The sequence below is a fragment of the Ruegeria sp. D3 genome (assembly GCF_056534465.1).
In genome coordinates this window covers 213,494-231,507 of record NZ_JBQFPK010000006.1, presented here as the reverse complement: position 1 = coordinate 231,507, position 18,014 = coordinate 213,494, and the positions used below count along the sequence as shown (strand labels likewise).

Here is an 18,014-nt window from a genome sequence, read left to right as displayed (position 1 = left end):
AGGCGGGTCTGCCTGTCAGTCTTTCGAAATAGTCGTCGAATTCGGCCGGGCGCTGGACCCCATGCGGTCGGCAAACCGCAGGCAAGTGACAAGCAGGATATCGGCCAGAGTGAATGTCTCACCCAGCAGACAAGGCGCGCCGGTCATGACTTGTCGCGCGGCTTTCTGCGCCATCCGCAGGAAATATGCGCGCGCCACATCGACTGCGACCGGGGCCTGAACGTAGATCTCGTGCAGATCCTGATGGCGGCGGATCGTATAAAGCGATACGGCGTCCAGCTCGGTCGAGATGAAGGACATCCACTCGAAAAACCGGGCCCGCGCCGCACTGTTCTTCGGGATCAGGTCAGGAGATCGGCTGGCATATGTCTCGGCCAGATACAGCATGATCGCCGTACTTTCGACCAGCGTCAGATCACCATGCTGCAGGGCCGGAACCTTGCAATCGGGATTGACCGCCTGAAAATCGGCGCTCCATCGCTGCTGGGCGCGGGCGGATCGGCTGACAGTCATAGCTGACCCCAAGTTCGTGCAGAACCCAATGGGAGCGCAGAGTGCGTACGGTGCCCACGCCCCACAGGATCGGCGTCACGGTTTGATCTGACATCGGGCCCTACCAGTTCTCTCCGTAGGGGCGCAGGTCCAGCTCATGCGTCCAGGCATCAGGGGTCTGGCTGTGAACGGCAAAAAAGGTCTCGGCAATGCTGTCGGGTTTGACCAGAATGTTCTCTGCATCCACGTGATCGTCGCCAAATTTATTGCGGCGGCGTTCATGGTTGGCAGGCATGTCGACACCTGCGTCGATCACGATATGGGCCACGTGAACCCCTTTGGGGCCAATCTCGCGTGCAAGGCTCTGCGCCAGCGCGCGCAGCCCGTGTTTGGCGCTGGCAAACGCTCCGAACCCCGCTTTGCCGCGCATACTGGCCGAGGCCCCGATCCCGTCCCCCGCCCCGATTGCCAAGGCGACCGGCTTTTGATTTTCCGCTGAAGGCATCGCCTTCCTCCCTGCGTCAGTCCTGTCTTGAACTTGACTATAGTTAAATTCAAAATCAGGTAGTAACGCCCAAATTCATATTCTTACTATTCATATGTGAATGCTGGATGCGCGCACTCAGGTAACCGCACCCAGATGCGACAACGCGCCGAGGGCTTCGGCCTCAAGCCGGTCAACGATGGCTGCAAAAGGCTCGACCCGGTCGACAAATCCCAACGCATGGCCCGCCGACAAAATCCCTCGCGACACGTCCCCTGTTTCATAGGCCTTGCGACCGATCTTGCCCGCGACATGTTCCATCAGGCCGCCGATACCGATGTCGGGATTGTCACGCTCCAGCTGCGACACGATGGCGGTGGTTTCGTTACGCAGACTGCGCACGGTGTTGCGCACCGATTGCATGGTCAGGGCCGTATCCAGTTCGGACGCGTCGATCAGCGCCTGCTTGTAACCGGGATGGGCCTGCAACTCTTCGGCCACCAGAAAACGCGTGCCCATGACCACTCCCGAGGCCCCCATGGCCAGCGCCGCAGTCACCTGTTTGCCGTGGCCGAACCCACCGCCCACCAGCCACGGGATCGTCAGGCGTTCGCCCGCCAGACCGGCATTGACCATGCTGCCGACCATATCCAGGCCCGGATGCCCGCCGCATTCCGCCCCCACGATCGAGACCATGTCGACGCCCACCTGTTCCGCCTTCACCGCATAGCGCAGCGACGGCACCTTGTGCAGGGTGACTATCCCCGCATCCTTGAGGATCGGCATGAATGCCTCGGGGCTGCGCCCGGATGTTTCGACAAACCGCACGCCTTCGTCGGCGATCAGGCGAAAGATGTCTTCGGTCTTTTCACCTGGCACCAGCTTCGGGATCATCGAAACGTTGACCCCAAACGGCGCGCCTTCGCTCATGTCGCAGCATCGGCGGATCTCCGAGCGCAGATCGCCGGTCTCGGGGAACGAGGCGGCTGTGATGAACGAGAGGATCCCCGCCTTGCCCGCCGCAGAGACATAGTCGGCATTGGCCAGCCATTGCAGGCCACCGGCGACCACGGGCAGTCTGGTGCCGTAGGTGCGGGTCACTGGGGTATCAAACATCTTTGGTCGGGTGGCAGTCTGGGCCAATTTCAATCTCCTTCGCGGAAAATCGGGGCTTTTTTGTTCAGAAACGCGGTGATGCCGGTCAGGGCCTCATCCCCACCAAGGGCCTGTGCCATGGCGTCCCGCTCGCGGGTCAGGTGGCTTTCGAAATCCGAGGACTCGGCGGCATTCAGCAACTGCTTGATCTCGGCCAGTGCCTGCGGGGGAAACTGATACAACCGATCGGCCAGCGCGCAGGCGCGCGCCAGCGCTTCGCCCGCGGGGGTGGTTTCGGTGATCACGCCCAGATTCAGCAGTCGGCTGGCCCCGAGCGGTTCGGCCATCATCGCCATACGCGCCAGCGTGGCACGTGGCAGAGCCCGGCCGAGCGCATAGGTGACTGCCCCGTCTGGCACCAACCCGGCGCGGATATAGGCCAGCGTGAACTTCGCCTGTTCGGCCGCCACGATCATGTCACAGGCCATTGCAATGGAAACACCCGCCCCCGCTGCGCCGCCTTCGACCGCGGCGACAACGGGCTTTGGACTGGTGCGCAGGCTGCGAATAACATCGCCTAGCTTATCGATCTTGTCCTGCCGTTGTTCATAGGTCAGGGCGCGACGTTCCTGCAGCGCGTTCAGATCACCCCCGGCGCAAAAGAAATCACCCTCACCGGCCAGAACGATTGCCGCGACGCCATCATCAGCGGCGGCCTCCTGCACCCCGGAAATCACCCCGTCATAATAGGCAGGCGTCAGCGCGTTACGCATAGCGGCGTTACAGTTCCAGATGATCAGCGCATGGCCCCGCCGCTCAGTTTTGACATTATCAGTCATTTGCCTCCTCCGGCCCGCTGGTCGGGCAATAGTTTGAACACACCGGTCGAAGTCGCGATCAGCGCGTGCGCCTCGTCGCGCAACTCGCAATCGGCGAACTTGGTCTTACGGCCGCCACCCGTCACCCGTCCCACAGCGCGCGACCGCCCCGAGGCCACTGCGGACACGTAGTTGATCGTCAGCGTTATGGTCGGAGCAGGCATCACCGAGTCTGGGTTTTCCGACAGGCTGGCCGTTAACCCTCCGGCCGTGTCCAGCATCGTTGCCGTTATGCCCCTATGAATGGACCCGCGTGGGTTCCGTTGCAGATCACCCATCTCCAACACGCAAAAGGCCTGTTGGGTTTCGCGGTTAAACCTCACTGAATACCCCAGCGTTTGCGCCAGTTTCAGCGGCCAGCGTTTCAATTCGGTATCCGCCATGATTATTCCGCTCCGAACGCGGTGAACCGCATCAGGTGATGGTCCACGTCGCCGAACTGATGGTCGATCATGGTCAGCCGACGCGCATAGTGTGACAGAGCATATTCGTCCGTCATCCCGATCCCGCCATGCATCTGAATGCACTCTTCCGCGACCAGGGCTGCCACCCGTCCCACCAGGTTATTGGAGGCGCTGACATGGCGTTCCCGCTCGTGGCGGGGCCCGCCCAAATGACCGGCGGCCAGAATGACGCCCGAGCGGACCTGCTCGATCTCGATCAGCATATCGGCCATTCGGAGCTGGAGGGCCTGAAACTTGCCAATCGGAACACCGAATTGCTTGCGCTCTTTCAGATAGGCAACCGTCAGATCGCGGGCGGCCTCCATTGCACCAAGCGCCTCGGCGCTCAGCGCGGTCAGGGCGCGGGCCACCGCAGCCTCGATAACCTCAAAACCTGCACCTGCCTGCCCCAGACGCGCGGCGGGGTCCAGACGCACTTGCTGCAGCGTCACGGTCGCGCCCGAGGTGCCGTCCAGATTAGGGTAATCGACCACTGTCAGACCCTCAGCGTCAATCGGGACCAGAAACAGGGATATCCCGGCCTCGTCCCGGACATCGCCGCTTTCGCGGGCGCTGACGATCAAATGTCCGGCCTGCGCACCAAACAGCACATTGGTCTTGGTTCCGGTCAGCACCCGCTCATCGCCCTGCGCCTGCGCGGTGGTCGAAACATGGTTCAGGTCATAGCGCGCGTCTGTCTCACCATGGGCCAGAGCGATGATCTGCTCGCCCGTGATGATCTCTGCCACCAGTTCGTCACGGCCCATCCCCGCCAATATGCTGCCCGACAGAAGGGCGGGCAGCAGCGGCTCGATCACGCCTGCGCGGCCCAGTTCCTCGAACACCACGGACAGGTCAAAGCCGCGACCGCCAAAGCCACCCTGCTCTTCGGTGAACAAGGCCCCTAGAACGCCCTGCTCAGCCAGTGCACTGAAAACTGTTTCATCATAGGCGCGCCCCGAGGCGATCACCGCGCGCCGATGGTCGTGCGTATAGCTGTCCCCCAGAAACCGCTGCAGCGTGTCGCGCAGCATGACCCGTTCTTCGGTATGATTGAAATCCATCTGAAGGGCTCCGTTACAGCTCCAGGATCGACTTGGTGATGATCGTGCGCTGCACCTCGTTCGAACCACCAAAGATCGACAGTTTACGCATGTTCAGATAGTTCGGCCCCGCCCCGGTGGCATGTTCCGGGCCAAGCTCTTCGGCGTTGTGGCCGCCGTTCAGGAAATCGACCTGAAATGGCTGCGCGTCAGGTCTGATGGCGCGGCGCAACAACGAGGTCAGCTCTTGCCGGATTACCGTCCCCTTGATCTTGAGCATCGAGCTTTCCGCCCCCGGTGCCTTGCCGCTGGCCGCCGCAGACACCATCCGCAGATTGGTCATGGCCATTGCCAGCAGGTCGATTTCAACCTGCGCCATACGCGCCGCGAACAACGGCGTCTCGGGCAGCGGCCGCCCGCCTGACTGCACCTGACCAGCCACTTTTTTCAAAGTCGCCAGCGCGGCATTCGAAAACCCGACGCTCGCATTATTGGTGCGTTCAAGGGTCAGCAGGTATTTGGCATAGGTCCAACCCTTGTTTTCCTCGCCCACAAGGTTTTCGACGGGCACGCAGACGTCGTCAAAAAACACCTCATTCACCTCGGCCTCGCCGTCGATCAGAACAATCGGACGGACAGTGACGCCCGGCGTATTCATGTTGATCAAAAGAAAGGAAATCCCTTCCTGTTTTTTGGCATCAGAGTCGGTGCGAACCAGACAGAAAATCCAGTTGGCGTGCTGGCCCAGCGTGGTCCAGGTCTTTTGTCCGTTGACCACATAGTGATCGTCCTCCCGCACAGCCCGCGTCTTGACCGCCGCCAGATCCGACCCCGCTCCCGGTTCGGAATAGCTCTGGCACCACCAATCCTGACCATCCAGAATACGCGGCAAGAAACGCTGACGTTGCGCCTCGGACCCAAAGGCCAGCAGCACCGGGGCCAGCATACTCAGACCAAAAGGCAGGTTGCGCGGCGCATGGGCCAGACAACATTCCTCTTCAAAGATATGCCGCTGCACGGCGTTCCATTCACATCCGCCATAGGCACGTGGCCAGTTTGGCGCCAGCCACCCCCGAGCGTTCAACAAGCTGTGCCACAGTTCAATGTCAGCTTTGCTCAGGCGTTTGCCCAGACGTACCTTTTCGGACAGGTCTTTGGGCAGGGTATCTTTCAGCCAGGCGCGGATTTCGGCGCGAAAAGCCTCGTCTTTGGTGCTGTAAGTCAGATCCATTGCAGCGCCTTTGTTAGAAGATCTCGAACAGGCCCGCGGCACCCATTCCGCCGCCGATGCACATGGTCACAATGCCCAGCTTTGCGCCACGGCGCTTACCCTCGATCAGCAGATGGCCCGTCATGCGCGCCCCGGTCATACCAAAGGGGTGCCCGATCGAGATCGAACCACCATTGACGTTGCAGATCGCCGGATCAATCTCCAGCCGGTCCCGGCAATACAGTGCCTGGCTGGCGAAGGCTTCGTTCAACTCCCAAAGGTCGATATCCGAGACCTTGAGCCCATGACGCTCCAGCAGGCGCGGTACTGCAAAGACCGGGCCGATCCCCATCTCGTCTGGCTCACATCCCGCAACCACAAACCCCTTGAACGCGCCCAGAGGCTCCACCCCTTCGCGGGCTGCAACATCGCTGTCCATCAGGACCAGCGCCGCCGCCCCATCCGACAGCTGGCTTGCATTGCCTGCGGTGACAAACTGCCCGTCGCCGCGCACCGGGGCCAGGCTGGACAGGCCCTCAAGCGTGGTGTTGGGCCGGTTGCAGTCATCCATCTTAAAGGTCACATCTTTGCGGGTCACCTCGCCGGTTTCCTTGTCCTTGAACGCCTGCGTGACGTTGATCGGAACGATCTCGTCATCCAGCTTGCCGGCGGCCTGCGCGGCAGCCGTGCGTTTCTGACTTTCCAGCGCCAGTTCGTCCTGCGCCTCGCGGCTGATACCATGGCGTTTGGCGACCACATCCGCCGTTTCGATCATCGCCATGTAGACGTCGGGCTTATGCGCCTCCAGCCACGCCTCGCGCGATTGCGGCGGGCGGGTCGGAGGCATCTGGCTGATGCTTTCAACACCGGCACCAATCGCGGCCGGGGCCCCCTCCATCACGATGGCATGAGCGGCCATGGCCACCGTTTGCAGGCCCGAGGAACAGAACCTGTTCACGGTGCTGGCCGAGGTCGTCACTGGCAACCCTGCGCGCAGCACGGACTGGCGCCCGATATTGGCCCCGGTCCAGCCTTCGGGATAGCCACAGCCCATGAATACGTCTTCAACCATGGCCCCATCGATACCGGCGCGTTTGACCGCATGTTCGATGGCATGGCCGCCCATGGTCGCGCCGTGCGTTTCGTTGAACGCCCCGCGATAAGACTTGGCAAGCCCGGTGCGGGCGGTGGATACGATGACAGCTTGTTTCATCGGCTACTCTCCTTGGGTGTTCAGGCTAGCGAAGGAACGATCCTCTTGCGCCAGACGTTCCAGTAATGGGGCCGCTTTGGGATCGCGCATGGGGGCCAGGCGTTTCCGGTTGGCCCAGCCGATATCCAGCCACGCCAGATCACCTACGGCAAAAGGCCCCATCGCCAGACCGAACCCGGTCAGCGCCGTGTCGACGTCACACGGGCTGGCCCCGGCCAGAACCGTAGCGTTGTTCGCCTTTTGATACTGCGACAGGATGCGGTTGCCGATGAATCCATCACAGACCCCCGCGCGCACCGCGATCTTGCCAAGCCTCTTGGCCAGCGCAAAGCCAGTCGCCGTCACATCCGGGGCGGTGGCATCGCCCACCACAACTTCGAGCAGTCGCATCAAATGGGCGGGCGAGAAGAAATGCAACCCGATCACATCAGCGGGCCGGTCTGTCATCTGCGCAATCGCGTTCAGATCCAGATATGAGGTGTTCGAGGCCAATATCGCGCCCGGACGGCAGACCTGATCCAGCGTGCCATAAATCTCTTTCTTGACCTCCATGCTTTCAAACACGGCCTCGATCACCAGATCAGCCTGCGCCAGATCCGTATAGTCGGTCGAGGCCCGGAAGCTGCCGGACAAGATGGCATCACAGGCCTGCTGGCTGAGCTTGCCACGCTTCACGGCCCCAATCAGCAGCTTTGAAACGGTCGAGGTTGCCCGATCAACGGACTCGGCGTCGCGTTCGATCAGTGTCACGTCAAGGCCGGACAAAAGAGAGCATACAGTGATGCCCGCCCCCATCGTGCCGCCACCAACAACCCCGACAGTGGCAATGTCCCTGGGGCTGACCCCTTTGATTTCCGGTAGCTTGCCCACCTGCCGTTCGGCAAAGAATGCATGGGTCAAGGCCGCGCGCTGATCGCTTTGCACAAGATCCAGAAACAGCGCCCGTTCTTTCGCCAGACCTTCATCGAAGGGCAACAGCATGGCGGCCTCAAGCGCCTCAAGGCATTTTAATGGCGCAACCGATCCGCGCGCCGATTTTCGCTCCTTGTCGCACAGAGCAGCAAACCGGTTCTCATTCATCTGATCGCAGTCATTTGCGCTGGTGGGTCGGGGGCTTTTCCCGTCGCGGATCAAAGCCTGCGCAAAAGCCAGCGCCTCAGCCCGCAGATCGGTCAGGGGCACCACCTTGTCAACCAGCCCGATCTCAATCGCCTTTTGCGCCTTGATTGGCCGACCACCGGTAATCATGCCAGCCGCCTCATCCATCGGCACCAAACGTGGCAGGCGTTGCGTGCCGCCCGCGCCCGGCAAAAGCCCCAGACTAACTTCGGGCAAACCCAACTGGCCCGAGTCGGCCGCCACGCGGTAATGTGTGCCCATCGCCACTTCGAGGCCGCCACCAAGGGCAGTGCCGTGAATCGCCGACACAACAGGGATCGGACAGGACTCGATCCGGTTGATCAGATCCGGTAAAACCGGCTCTAACATCGGGCCGCCGAATTCCCGGATATCGGCGCCGGCAAAGAAACTGCGGCCTTCGCAGATCAGAACAATCACCCGCGCCTTACCCTCCGACATCACTTGCAAAAAGGCGTCCTGCAGCCCGGACCGAACCGCATGCGACAAGGCATTCACCGGCGGATTGTCGGATTGAATGACGGCAACCTCGCCGTTGTATTCCAGGCTGATGGGGCGCGTCATACTGTCATGATTCCTTGCTGTGCTCGTTTCGCTTGCGCGATCATTTGGGAGGAATTGGTCGCCTGCCACAACCCGGCCTGTGTAGCGTCCGGTGTCGGCTGCATCCGCAATACCATTGGTGGTCCTCCTGTTTCCACCTATGGTTGCTCAACCCGCTGGCGGATCATCTACTCCATGATGCATATTCTTTTTTGACAGGAAATTGCCGCTTAAGTATAGCATTCATTCAAAAATGAATAGTATATTGAGCTGTTGCGCCCCTGCACTCTCTGACATCTTGCAGTGGTTTTTTGCAGTTTCAAACGGGCACAACAGCGATCGGAGCACCGATGAATGAACCGCTGGACTGGAACGGCGTCCGCGATTTTCTGGCAACTGTCGAGGTCGGCAGTCTGACACAGGCCGCAATCGGTCTGCGGATCAGTCAGCCTACGCTCAGTCGCCGAATCGCAGCGCTGGAAGAACAGCTGGGCGCGCAGCTTCTGGTGCGCGGCCCGCGGCATTTCAAAGTGACCGAGGCGGGCAAGCGCCTGGAGGCTATCGCTAAGCAGATGCAGTTGACCTCCAAGAAAATCGAAAGCAACGCCTGGGAAGGCGAAGACATTCTGGGGGGCACCGTGCGGATTTCCGCAACCGAGGCCGTCACAAATGCATGGCTTATCGATCAACTGCCGGAGTTTGTTACAGCCTACCCCGAAATTTCCATTGAAATGGTCACTGACAATCGTTTGACCGACCTTCTCAACCGGAATTCGGATGTGGCGATCCGGCTTGTACGCCCGACCCAGAAAGAACTGATCGCCAAGAAAGTCGGCGTGATGAAAGTCGGCTATTTCGCGTCGGTGACCTATGTCGAAAAGTTCGGTGCCCCACAGACCATTGCCGATCTGTCCGATCATCGCACCATCGCCATCGAAGGGTCGCGCAGGTTCGCTTCCGAAGTCGACGCCGTCACCCGCCATGGCAATACGGCGCTGCGCCTGCGCAATGTTCTGGGGGTGATGCGGGCCGTTCGCGCCAATTTGGGCATTGGCCCGATCTACAGCTTTCACGCCGCGCGCCATCATGACCTTGTGCGCGTTCTGGAGAAAGAACCTCTGATCGAAATGGAGATCTGGCTGACCGCGCACCCCGAATTGCACGAAAACCCCAGTATTCGCGCGGTGTATGATTATCTGGCACTGTGCTTCGCCACCCAGAAGGCACAGTTCAGCTGACACGCGCTCAGATATTCCGCCCTGCTTTGCCCGGCGTGTATCCGTACTCCTTCGTGAACGCGCGCACGAAGCTTGACGGTTCGGCATAGCCCGCGCGCCAGGCGACCTTGGATACGCTCAGATTGGTGGTGGTCAGCAACTCATGCGCGATAGCCAACCGGACCCGAACAAGAATGGTACGAAAACTTGACCCTTCCTCGGCCAGCCGCCTGGCCAGCGTCCGATCGCTGGTCTTTAGGGTCTGAGCCACCGATTTGATCGTCGGTGCGTTCGAGATATCCGACAGAATCGCATCCTAAACCTGCGCCGTCCAGGTGTTCTGCGCGCCGCTGCCCTGAAGCGCCTCGCATTGCTTGAGGCACATGGCCAGCTTCTCGGGGTCATGTTGCGGCAGGGCCAAATCCAGCAGCGACCGAGGGATCACCACCGCATTCATTCGGTTGCTGCATTCAACAACCAGTCCAAGTTCCCGGTTCAATACGGTGGCAAAACCTGCGTCATATTCCATGGTGCGAAACGTCGTCTTCGCCGCAAGACTTTCAGGCAATAAGACAGAGGCAAAGTTGAACAGAACGGTCAGGTGCCGCTCCAGTAGGAATTTTCGCAGGTTTTGCAGCAACGGCGATGTATCGAAGGTGATCAGCGCCTCGTCGCCCTGCTCAACCAGATCCATCCGTGCGATCATGAAAGACAGGCGCGCATAGTCCATCGCAGTGGCGAGGCTGGCGCGGAAGGTCGGGCTGGATAACAGGGCATAACCCCAGATCCCCAGTGTTTCGGGCCGGATGCGGCGGCCAATTCCGATGCCGAGACCGGGTTCATAGGGTTTGTGACGCAGGAAATTCTCGATCGCCGTCAATTCCTGCCCGATCATCACCTTTGTCGCGGAATCGTACAATTCGAACAGGGTCAGACCCGTTTCCTCCAGGCAATCTTCGGCACAAACGCCGAACCCGGGCGCGATTTTGGCATCGAACACCTCATATCTGGATCTGAACGCGATTGGGCAGATGACAGACCGGCCCGCTGATGTGATCGGGTTGCATTTCTTCTCACCCGCCCATGTGATGCGACTGCTCGAAGTTGTGGTGGATAATGCCACAGCCCCGGATGTGACGGCGAGGGGTTTTGCGCTGGCCAAGAGGCTTGGCAAGATCGGGGTGCGCGCGGGGGTCTGTGATCGATTCATCGGCAACCGCATCCTGTCGCAGTATCAATAGGCGAACAACGCCACGGTTCTGGCAGGGGCCAGCCCGTTTGACGTCGACACGGCGCTGACCGGGTTTGGTCTGGCGATGGTGCTTTTTGCCGTAGGCGATCTGGCGGGGCTGGATGCGGATGGCTATTTCTGGATGACCGGCCGCAAGAAAGAGCTGATCATTCGCGGTGGCCACAACATCGACCCTAAGATGATCGAAGAGGCGATGCACGCCAATCCCGATATCGTCCTGGCGGCTGCCATCGGCCGCCCCGACGAAAAGGCCGGCGAGCTGCCCGTGCTGTATTATCAATCCACAACGGGCCGCGATGTACCTCCGCAGGATCTGGCCGCATACGCGCAGGACAATATCCCGGAACGGGCCTCGCTGCCCAAGGCGTTCATCCGTCTGGATGAACTACCGCTGACGGCCATCGGAAAAGTCCACAAACCCACACTCAACATGCTCGAGATCGAGCGCACCATCCGCGCCGAGGCCGAGGCGGTGGAGGCCACGATCGACAGCCTTGAAGTCACACCCGACAGCCAGCGCGGGATCATCGCGCGGCTGAAAGCGGGCACCGGTCAGGATAACCTGGCCCGTAGGCTGGGCAATTACGAATTCGCGGTCGAATTCAAAGCCTGACGGCCGGGGAGGCCCGGAACAACAGGCGCCATCGGGAGGGAAAAACGTAACTAGCGATTCAGGTGATCTTGTTGCTTGCGCGGGCCTTTATCATGTTTTGATTGATCTTGAGTCTGACAATCGTCGATTTTGCCCGAGTGTTTCTTGCCGGCAGAACGCTAATGACCAGCGTGTTCTGTTAAGTCACCGGGCAGTTCATCAAGGCTTTTTATGTCACGCTGACCTTTGACCTGCACCCATACTGGCCGCAGGGACCATGCTGCTGGCAATTCACCCGGGCGGGTCAGCTCGCGCGTCATCTCGGAACTGACCCGTGAGGAACTGGCGCTGGCGGTGTCGCTGACCATGCATCCGATCGCCCGGCCTGCCGTCATCCTGTTCCGCCGTATCGACACGTTGGACCTGAGCCCAATCGCGCAGACCGCCAAGTAAAGCGGCCTTGATGAAACATTGCACTCAACGTTAGCCCACATTGTCGTGACCGCATGGAAGGCGGATGCCAGTCTGGCCAGCACTCATACCAAAGCTGCCGCCTATGAACAGCTGGATCAGCAATCGTCATTCTTTCGAGGACGTTTCCGACGGGTTCTATTTTAAAAGAGTATTGCCTTTAATGCTCATTTTTCTCACAATTTGCTCACTGCCATGAGGTCATGTTACAGGTGTATGGCGATGTTAGGGTCTTTAATCCTAGCTGTCTTTTGGTTCACCACAATTAACAACCTTTTCTTGTTAAGTTTTTCTGTCTGCTGAAATGCGCGTAGTAATCAATAGCCCTGCTTTTCACCTCAGCAGGTACGCATCATAGTCCGTAGTACGGCTCTTGCTTGTGACTCAGACAACAGACATGGATCGTAGAATTCCGAGCAACTCCGATCAAACCGCAGGACCATTTAGCTTCCGGTTTTGGTATTTCCGGCATGGCTATTCGAAAACTTTTTTCTCGGAAGACGGCCAGCGTACCTGCAAATCTCTTCGCCACTTAAACGTTGACACTTCACGCCCAGCTTTGCGGAACAGCTAAAATCTGATCATTTCATGCCAGTTGAAGTAGCTGCGCTCTGTTCTCTCTCAACGAAGACAGAACACAGCCAACCTTCGAACCCGAGGCTTACAGAATGGAACGTGACCTAGGTCAGACTGCTAGCAATCTTTTCAAGCAACGCCTGAGCTTCCTCGACTGAAACGTCTTCAATCTGAATACGGATACGCACTTCGTTGGCCGACAATTCACCGACCACGTTGCCTCCACCGGACAACGCGACAGAAGTCAGTTTTTGCACTTGCTGAGGTCTACCTCCCCGCGACTTGATTTTGCCGGGTTGGTTCAATGATTTTAGTGCTGCGCTTAGAACAGCCCATTCTGACTTCGCATCACTCGGCTCAGAAGCGACCAAGGCATTCCGAAGCTCCGTCTGAGCGCCCGAACGCAATGCAGCGGCAAGGGACAATCCTATTTTCTCTGTTAAATCAATGGGGTACCTCAAAACGTCCCCCAAAGCCTCATGCACGAGCGCAAAACTTCTGACTTTCGAGCGCTTGGCCTTAGAAGCTGCTGCAAACAAAACATCCACCGCCTCCTCGGTCGAGGAAAAAACCCCCTGCCCCGCAGCCAATACGGCAATGCGGCCTCGTTCGTATGGGCTAAGATTTGCTCTCAGTTCATTCTCTTCGACCATCGAAACGTAGGCTCCCTGCCCCGTTCCAGCTTGGCGCACAAATGCCGGGATTTTAGAAAACCGTGGATCCGTTTGAGATAGACGGCGGAAGGCCACCAGTCGTCGAAAGCCGGAAATCAGCCCATAGCCTTCGCCGCTTTGCGTCACCTCAATTGGCGTTCTCAATCCGTTTTCCCGAAGCGATTCTAGCAACTCGGCCATCGCCTCTTCGTCCTCAACCATACGGTCGCGACGAATGAAGTCAGGATCAATCGCTTCGATAGGCAGCTTTTCAGCGACCAATCCGGCGTCCTGTGCTGCGCGCCATTTGGACGCGTCGCCTTGATCTTTCGCCAAAGCAGCCCGATCAGTGACGGATGTCATACCGTTTAGCATGGCAGCTTCTGCAGCAACTTGCGCTATTGGGGGCGTGACACCCGAACCCTCAAATGGGTTCAACGATGGTTTCGCGGCGAAACCTTCCTCGATCTCTTTGAGCTCCTTAGTGTCCGGCACCGAAAGTCTTCTGCGTTTAGCCATTGCTCTCACCTCCCATATTTGCGTCGCGCCACCAGCAACCGATCAGGACTTCTTTGAATTCTGCGTATGTGCGATCAAACGTTTCCCGCCCTCTGACGTAGGTTTCCCGATTGAAGTCCCTGTAATCCGCTTCATAGATGCCGTTAACTTGCTCGCCCGCCTGCCCGACAAGTGCAGTAAAATCTTGCCGGTAAGCATTCATAAAGTCACCAAAATAGGCTTGGATGACATTCGCCATGTCTGTTTGCTGGCTGGCGTCAAACCTGGTTATGATGGCCCGAACAACGTCCCATTCAAATTTCAGCTCCGGTAGGCCTGCGGCCCTCAAGGCCGCATTCTCTCCGTCCTCAATACTGGCGAAAGTCGTGTAGAGCATATCGAAGAATCTGCCCGTTGAATCAAATTCAAGGAACGAGGCCCCCAACGGCACCAAAAGAATGTCAGCGGCTGCAAGAGCGTTGATTGTAAGGTACCCAAGTGCAGGAGGGGTATCGAGAAAGACAATATCGTAGTCATTCAGAACCCCCTCGTCCTCTAAGAAATTTGTCAAGCCATCCCACAACGGCCAACTCCGAAGTCCCATTCGCCACACAGGTATCTGAAACTCGGCCCAGTAGAGATTCAACTGCGCTCCGATAAGGTCAATGTTTGGCCAATGTGTTTTTTGAATTACGTCTTTTGGCGAGGTTTTCATCGCCTCTTCTAGAGTTTCATCCAAGGCTATTTCTGACTGTCCTGCAGCGCTTCGCACACGGTTCTCTTCCTGTACCGCACGCGCGTAATCTTTTGCTATCAAGGGGAAAACTGTTTGCCACTCATCTGCTACGCGTCCGCCCAAGATAGAGGTCATGGATCCTTGACTGTCCAAGTCAACAACCAGCACCTTGTAGCCGTCTAAGGCAGCGGACATTGCCAAATGCGCGGCGGTAGACGTTTTACCAACGCCTCCTTTGAAATTTGCGACAGCCACAACTTTCGCAGGCAATCCTTCCGGACGATAAGGCAGGTATTCTTTCGTACTAACTCCGCCTGCCGCAAAGTGTTTTCTGAGACTTATAACTTCTTCAAGAGTAAACCATTTGGAGCCGGCCTCACCTTCTCCTTGCGGAAGTTCCGGATTGGCCTTCAATACGCGTCTTAAATGCGCAGGAGCTACCGGAATTAGGTACTTTGTTATTTCCCAAATAGAAAAACGGCGAAGGCGTTTTTCTCCGTCTGGAGCGTAACCTCTTAGTGCCAGGTCTTCCCTCCCTTTAGCACAAAAGGTTGCCGCTTTGGCAAACCGCGTGGTTCCAATAGGGTCTGGAAGTTTCCCTGCCGCTTGCTCTGGATCTAGGTTAAAGTAGGGGGGCAGGGGAGGTTGCGTCGGTTTGCTCATTTTGTGTGCCTCACAGTATGTTCGCTATTAGAGCGTATATCGCCGAACTTAGCGAACATTTTACGTAGGCGCTATCCTGTGTGTCGGGGTTTTCCACAAAAAACATGGATAGAGCGCCCTGGAGGTCCGTTCTGAATAAAAAAACGAATAGAACAACGCAACAAATCGTTTATTTAATTTTAGATATTTAGAATCTTTGCCATTAAAAAACCTTTGGAAAACAACAATATAATGCGTATTGGGTGCCTGGTTACGGTTGTTAAGGGGCCAATCTTCGGTATCAAGGGTACCCATATGCAGGTCGATTGGTAACAGAATTCGGTGGGAACGGGCCCGATTCGCAGGATGTGCCGAAACCCGTTTTTTAGGCTCTGAGAAAAGCAAAAAATGTATCGGCGCTGGCTCGTGGTTACGGAGGTGTGGCCAGTATACAGAGGTTTCTGTGGATAAGTTCGGACGGAAAGTCTTTGGGTACCCGTCTGCAGGATGAGGGCCATCCCGTATTTAGGCACCCAAAATTGTTTGCTCCGGAGGTACCTTTCGTGTCAAATATCACAATAAAGAGCAGTCAGGCAGAATCATGCCAGAAACGAAATTGAACCTCGACCGTCTCTCGGGCGCGTTGCGCCGTGAAGCAGTCAAAAAGAACGTCGCTGCTATACATATCAGCGGTAAGCTGACGCTATTGCAGCGTAAGTTGTCGAATGTACTTTTGCTGAACGCCTATGATGCATTGACGTCTGCGACAACCCATACAATTGATGCGCGAACACTAGCGATGATGGTTGGGTACAACTCAAACGATTTTGATACATTGCGATCAAGCCTTCGAGCTTTGGCTGAAACTGTAGCCGAGTGGGACATGCTTGATGAAAAGGGCCGTCAAGAGTGGGGAGTTTCGTCTCTTTTAAGTTTTGCAAAGCTGAAGGGCGGTGTCTGTGAATATGCCTATTCACCAGCCCTGGCTCAAAAACTCTACGACCCCAAGATTTACGCTTTGATTAACGTGCAAATTCAGAAGAACTTCAGTTCTGGTCATGGACTGGCGCTTTATGAAAACTGTTACAGGTTTGTCAGAACCGGTTCGACTGGATGGTGGTCGTTGGATGTTTTTAGGAAGTTGATGGGCGTTGATGGAAGCGACTACTACAGTAGTTTCAAGCATCTGAACGCAAAGATTATAAAGCCGGCTGTGGCAGAGGTAAACAAGAGCTCGGATATTCTGGTTGAGGCGGATTTTCAAAAGAAAGGTCGTACAGTCACCGATATTAGGTTCAGGATTAAAGGTAACCCCCAAAAGGCAATGTTCCAGATTGACGACAGTGATGGGGTTCGAAATTTGCCGGTTTATAAGAAGTTGCTGAAGCAAGGGGTGTCCGACCGGTTAGCTCGTCAGTGGATCGCGGAGCACGGTGAAGACTACGTACAGCAGAAACTCGAATATGTAAGCGGGCAGGGGAGTGTGAAATCTGCGCTGGGGTATCTTTCAGCGGCTCTACGGGACGATTACCAATCAAACTCACCTGAAAACGACGTTGAACCTTCGCCCGAAGCCAAAGAGGCTGCTCGGCTGCGGCGCCTGGAAAAGTATGAGGAGGATCAGGCATACGCAAAAAGAGCTGCCGAGCGTTCGGAACGTTCACGTATGTTCGCTATTGTTGAGAAGTTGGTTTCGCGGCGAAACCCTACGCAAAGAGATGCTGATAAGCGTCTGTTCATGGCAGGGTTGGAAAATGAACTTGATCGAGAGCACTTCCGGACACATGGTTGGCGGTCCGGGTTGAATGCCTCTAAGATTTTCGAGTTTTGGGAAGATCTTGAGCCTGAAGCGTTCATTCCGGTTTCGAAAGACGCATAATAGGATCTTTGGTATCTCAAGAGTGTATTGCAGTGTTATTTTGAGCGACACGACGTTCGCACGGCATTAGAGCCACAAATTTTTCATTACCCGCATATCCTTAGCAAGGAAGTTTCTCCTAACTTTGAGAGTATATGAAATTGCACAACGTTGGCTGACCAAAATGCCAATTGTAGCTTACTGGGAAGTATTGGGACGCGCGACGATAACCCTTCGTTTGGTGTGTTGAAAGGTAATACGCAAAAAGGTATAATAATGAGCGTATAGTGCGAAGCGCCTATTGCTGACTAGATGGCTTAAAAGAGCCCTATGACTCCAAAACAAACCCGTTTTCGCTGGTTTTGTTGCCAAGTTTTGAGCCACGGATCTGTCCTGGCGATTACGCCAAAGTACCGAGCAACCAATCAGTTTGGCGTGGTGCGGACCACTGAGACACCGCAGCCGGTCATGAATTCTTCCAGATCCTGTTAAGAAATTCCGTACCGGATATAGAAAACTACCGCAAAAAGGATCACTCCCTTTGGATTCTGAGCACCTTTGAAGAAAACCAAGAACTGGCCTTCGGCTGGTTTTACCAAAAGTCATTCATCCGCGGTAACTGACGCCGTCAATAGCCAAAAGTCTGTATCAGATTCTGGCGATACTTATCGAAGTCCCCCTTGGTATTTCGGATCTTGCCGTGAAGGTAGGAATTTTTGTCGGGCAGCTTCAAAGAAGATACTTTAACAAAGCAAGCGCGAAGCTAATGGGTATTTTTAAAGTGTCCCGCTTTCTAAAACATGCTTGATAGTGGCACTGCCAATTTGTTCGCGCGTTTGAATAATGCCTGAACTGCGCAGAGAATTAGTGTGGCCTCAAGTTTTCAAAGTTCGCATTGGTTCTAGCGCTAACAAACGCACTACTTTTGATGGTTCCTTAGTGGATGTGAATGCCTATAAGTTTACTGGTCTCTCGCGCGCT

17 protein-coding genes and 1 pseudogene are annotated in these 18,014 nt (G+C 56.6%); 5 read left to right on the top strand and 13 right to left on the bottom strand.

Going from position 1 to position 18,014, the window contains the following annotated elements; all coding sequences use genetic code 11:
- Nucleotides 1-15: 15 nt before the first annotated feature.
- From ACR0DX_RS11205 to ACR0DX_RS11165, 9 genes are all read right to left on the bottom strand, one after another.
- Entirely contained in the window at nucleotides 16-513 is a 498-nt protein-coding gene (locus ACR0DX_RS11205; protein WP_170355263.1) for a glutathione S-transferase family protein, read from the bottom strand.
- Nucleotides 514-613: 100 nt separating this feature from the next.
- Nucleotides 614-997 (bottom strand): Rossmann-fold NAD(P)-binding domain-containing protein, encoded by a 384-nt coding sequence (locus ACR0DX_RS11200; protein WP_170724628.1) that lies wholly within the window; start codon nucleotides 995-997, stop codon nucleotides 614-616.
- Between the two features lie 117 nt (nucleotides 998-1,114).
- Nucleotides 1,115-2,092, bottom strand: a complete 978-nt coding sequence (locus tag ACR0DX_RS11195; RefSeq protein WP_480846151.1) for an NAD(P)H-dependent flavin oxidoreductase — start codon at nucleotides 2,090-2,092, stop codon at nucleotides 1,115-1,117.
- A 29-nt stretch (nucleotides 2,093-2,121) separates the two neighbouring features.
- Nucleotides 2,122-2,910, bottom strand: a complete 789-nt coding sequence (locus ACR0DX_RS11190; protein WP_170355260.1) for an oxepin-CoA hydrolase, alternative type — start codon at nucleotides 2,908-2,910, stop codon at nucleotides 2,122-2,124.
- Nucleotides 2,907-3,332: a PaaI family thioesterase gene (locus ACR0DX_RS11185; protein WP_170355259.1), complete on the bottom strand. Its 426-nt coding sequence runs from the start codon at nucleotides 3,330-3,332 to the stop codon at nucleotides 2,907-2,909. The genes ACR0DX_RS11190 and ACR0DX_RS11185 overlap by 4 nt, the downstream gene beginning before the upstream one ends.
- A gap of 2 nt (nucleotides 3,333-3,334) precedes the next feature.
- A complete protein-coding gene (locus ACR0DX_RS11180; protein WP_170355258.1) occupies nucleotides 3,335-4,456 on the bottom strand; it encodes an acyl-CoA dehydrogenase family protein in 1,122 nt (373 codons plus the stop codon).
- A gap of 13 nt (nucleotides 4,457-4,469) precedes the next feature.
- The gene (locus ACR0DX_RS11175; protein ID WP_170724627.1) at nucleotides 4,470-5,666 is read right to left on the bottom strand and encodes an acyl-CoA dehydrogenase family protein; all 1,197 of its coding nucleotides are present in this window, start codon (nucleotides 5,664-5,666) and stop codon (nucleotides 4,470-4,472) included.
- A 13-nt stretch (nucleotides 5,667-5,679) separates the two neighbouring features.
- Nucleotides 5,680-6,858 (bottom strand): acetyl-CoA C-acyltransferase, encoded by a 1,179-nt coding sequence (locus ACR0DX_RS11170; protein ID WP_170355256.1) that lies wholly within the window; start codon nucleotides 6,856-6,858, stop codon nucleotides 5,680-5,682.
- A gap of 3 nt (nucleotides 6,859-6,861) precedes the next feature.
- A complete protein-coding gene (locus ACR0DX_RS11165) occupies nucleotides 6,862-8,559 on the bottom strand; it encodes a 3-hydroxyacyl-CoA dehydrogenase NAD-binding domain-containing protein (RefSeq protein ID WP_480846147.1) in 1,698 nt (565 codons plus the stop codon).
- Nucleotides 8,560-8,888: 329 nt separating this feature from the next.
- Between ACR0DX_RS11165 and ACR0DX_RS11160 the strand changes: the two genes are divergently transcribed.
- Nucleotides 8,889-9,776 carry a LysR family transcriptional regulator gene (locus ACR0DX_RS11160; RefSeq protein WP_170724625.1) on the top strand — a complete coding sequence of 296 codons (888 nt, stop codon included), beginning with the start codon at nucleotides 8,889-8,891 and terminating at the stop codon, nucleotides 9,774-9,776.
- Between the two features lie 7 nt (nucleotides 9,777-9,783).
- Here the strand turns inward: ACR0DX_RS11160 and ACR0DX_RS11155 are convergent, their stop codons facing one another.
- Entirely contained in the window at nucleotides 9,784-10,026 is a 243-nt protein-coding gene (locus ACR0DX_RS11155) for a helix-turn-helix transcriptional regulator (protein ID WP_170355253.1), read from the bottom strand.
- Between the two features lie 45 nt (nucleotides 10,027-10,071).
- Nucleotides 10,072-10,755 carry an AraC family transcriptional regulator ligand-binding domain-containing protein gene (locus tag ACR0DX_RS11150; protein ID WP_480846145.1) on the bottom strand — a complete coding sequence of 228 codons (684 nt, stop codon included), beginning with the start codon at nucleotides 10,753-10,755 and terminating at the stop codon, nucleotides 10,072-10,074.
- On the opposite strand from ACR0DX_RS11150, the pseudogene ACR0DX_RS11145 reads away from it, so the two are divergent.
- The 3 genes and pseudogenes from ACR0DX_RS11145 to ACR0DX_RS11135 all read left to right on the top strand — a co-directional run.
- Nucleotides 10,730-11,143 (top strand): annotated as a pseudogene (locus ACR0DX_RS11145) (3-hydroxyacyl-CoA dehydrogenase family protein); the annotation flags it as partial. The gene ACR0DX_RS11150 and the pseudogene ACR0DX_RS11145 overlap by 26 nt on opposite strands.
- Nucleotides 11,129-11,620: an AMP-binding enzyme gene (locus tag ACR0DX_RS11140; RefSeq protein WP_480846176.1), complete on the top strand. Its 492-nt coding sequence runs from the start codon at nucleotides 11,129-11,131 to the stop codon at nucleotides 11,618-11,620. The pseudogene ACR0DX_RS11145 and the gene ACR0DX_RS11140, both read left to right, overlap by 15 nt.
- A gap of 225 nt (nucleotides 11,621-11,845) precedes the next feature.
- Complete coding sequence (locus tag ACR0DX_RS11135) at nucleotides 11,846-12,052, top strand: hypothetical protein (protein ID WP_170355252.1); 207 nt, start codon at nucleotides 11,846-11,848, stop codon at nucleotides 12,050-12,052.
- 698 nt (nucleotides 12,053-12,750) lie between these two features.
- On the opposite strand, the gene ACR0DX_RS11130 is transcribed toward ACR0DX_RS11135, so the two are convergent.
- Together ACR0DX_RS11130 and ACR0DX_RS11125 are read right to left on the bottom strand one after the other, a co-directional pair.
- A complete protein-coding gene (locus ACR0DX_RS11130) occupies nucleotides 12,751-13,581 on the bottom strand; it encodes a ParB/RepB/Spo0J family partition protein (protein WP_480846143.1) in 831 nt (276 codons plus the stop codon).
- A gap of 229 nt (nucleotides 13,582-13,810) precedes the next feature.
- Nucleotides 13,811-15,196, bottom strand: coding sequence for an AAA family ATPase (locus ACR0DX_RS11125; protein ID WP_170355250.1), 1,386 nt, complete (start codon nucleotides 15,194-15,196; stop codon nucleotides 13,811-13,813).
- Nucleotides 15,197-15,776: 580 nt separating this feature from the next.
- Here ACR0DX_RS11125 and ACR0DX_RS11120 point away from each other — a divergent pair.
- A complete protein-coding gene (locus ACR0DX_RS11120; RefSeq protein ID WP_170355249.1) occupies nucleotides 15,777-17,054 on the top strand; it encodes a replication initiation protein in 1,278 nt (425 codons plus the stop codon).
- The last annotated feature ends 960 nt before the right edge of the window (nucleotides 17,055-18,014 follow it).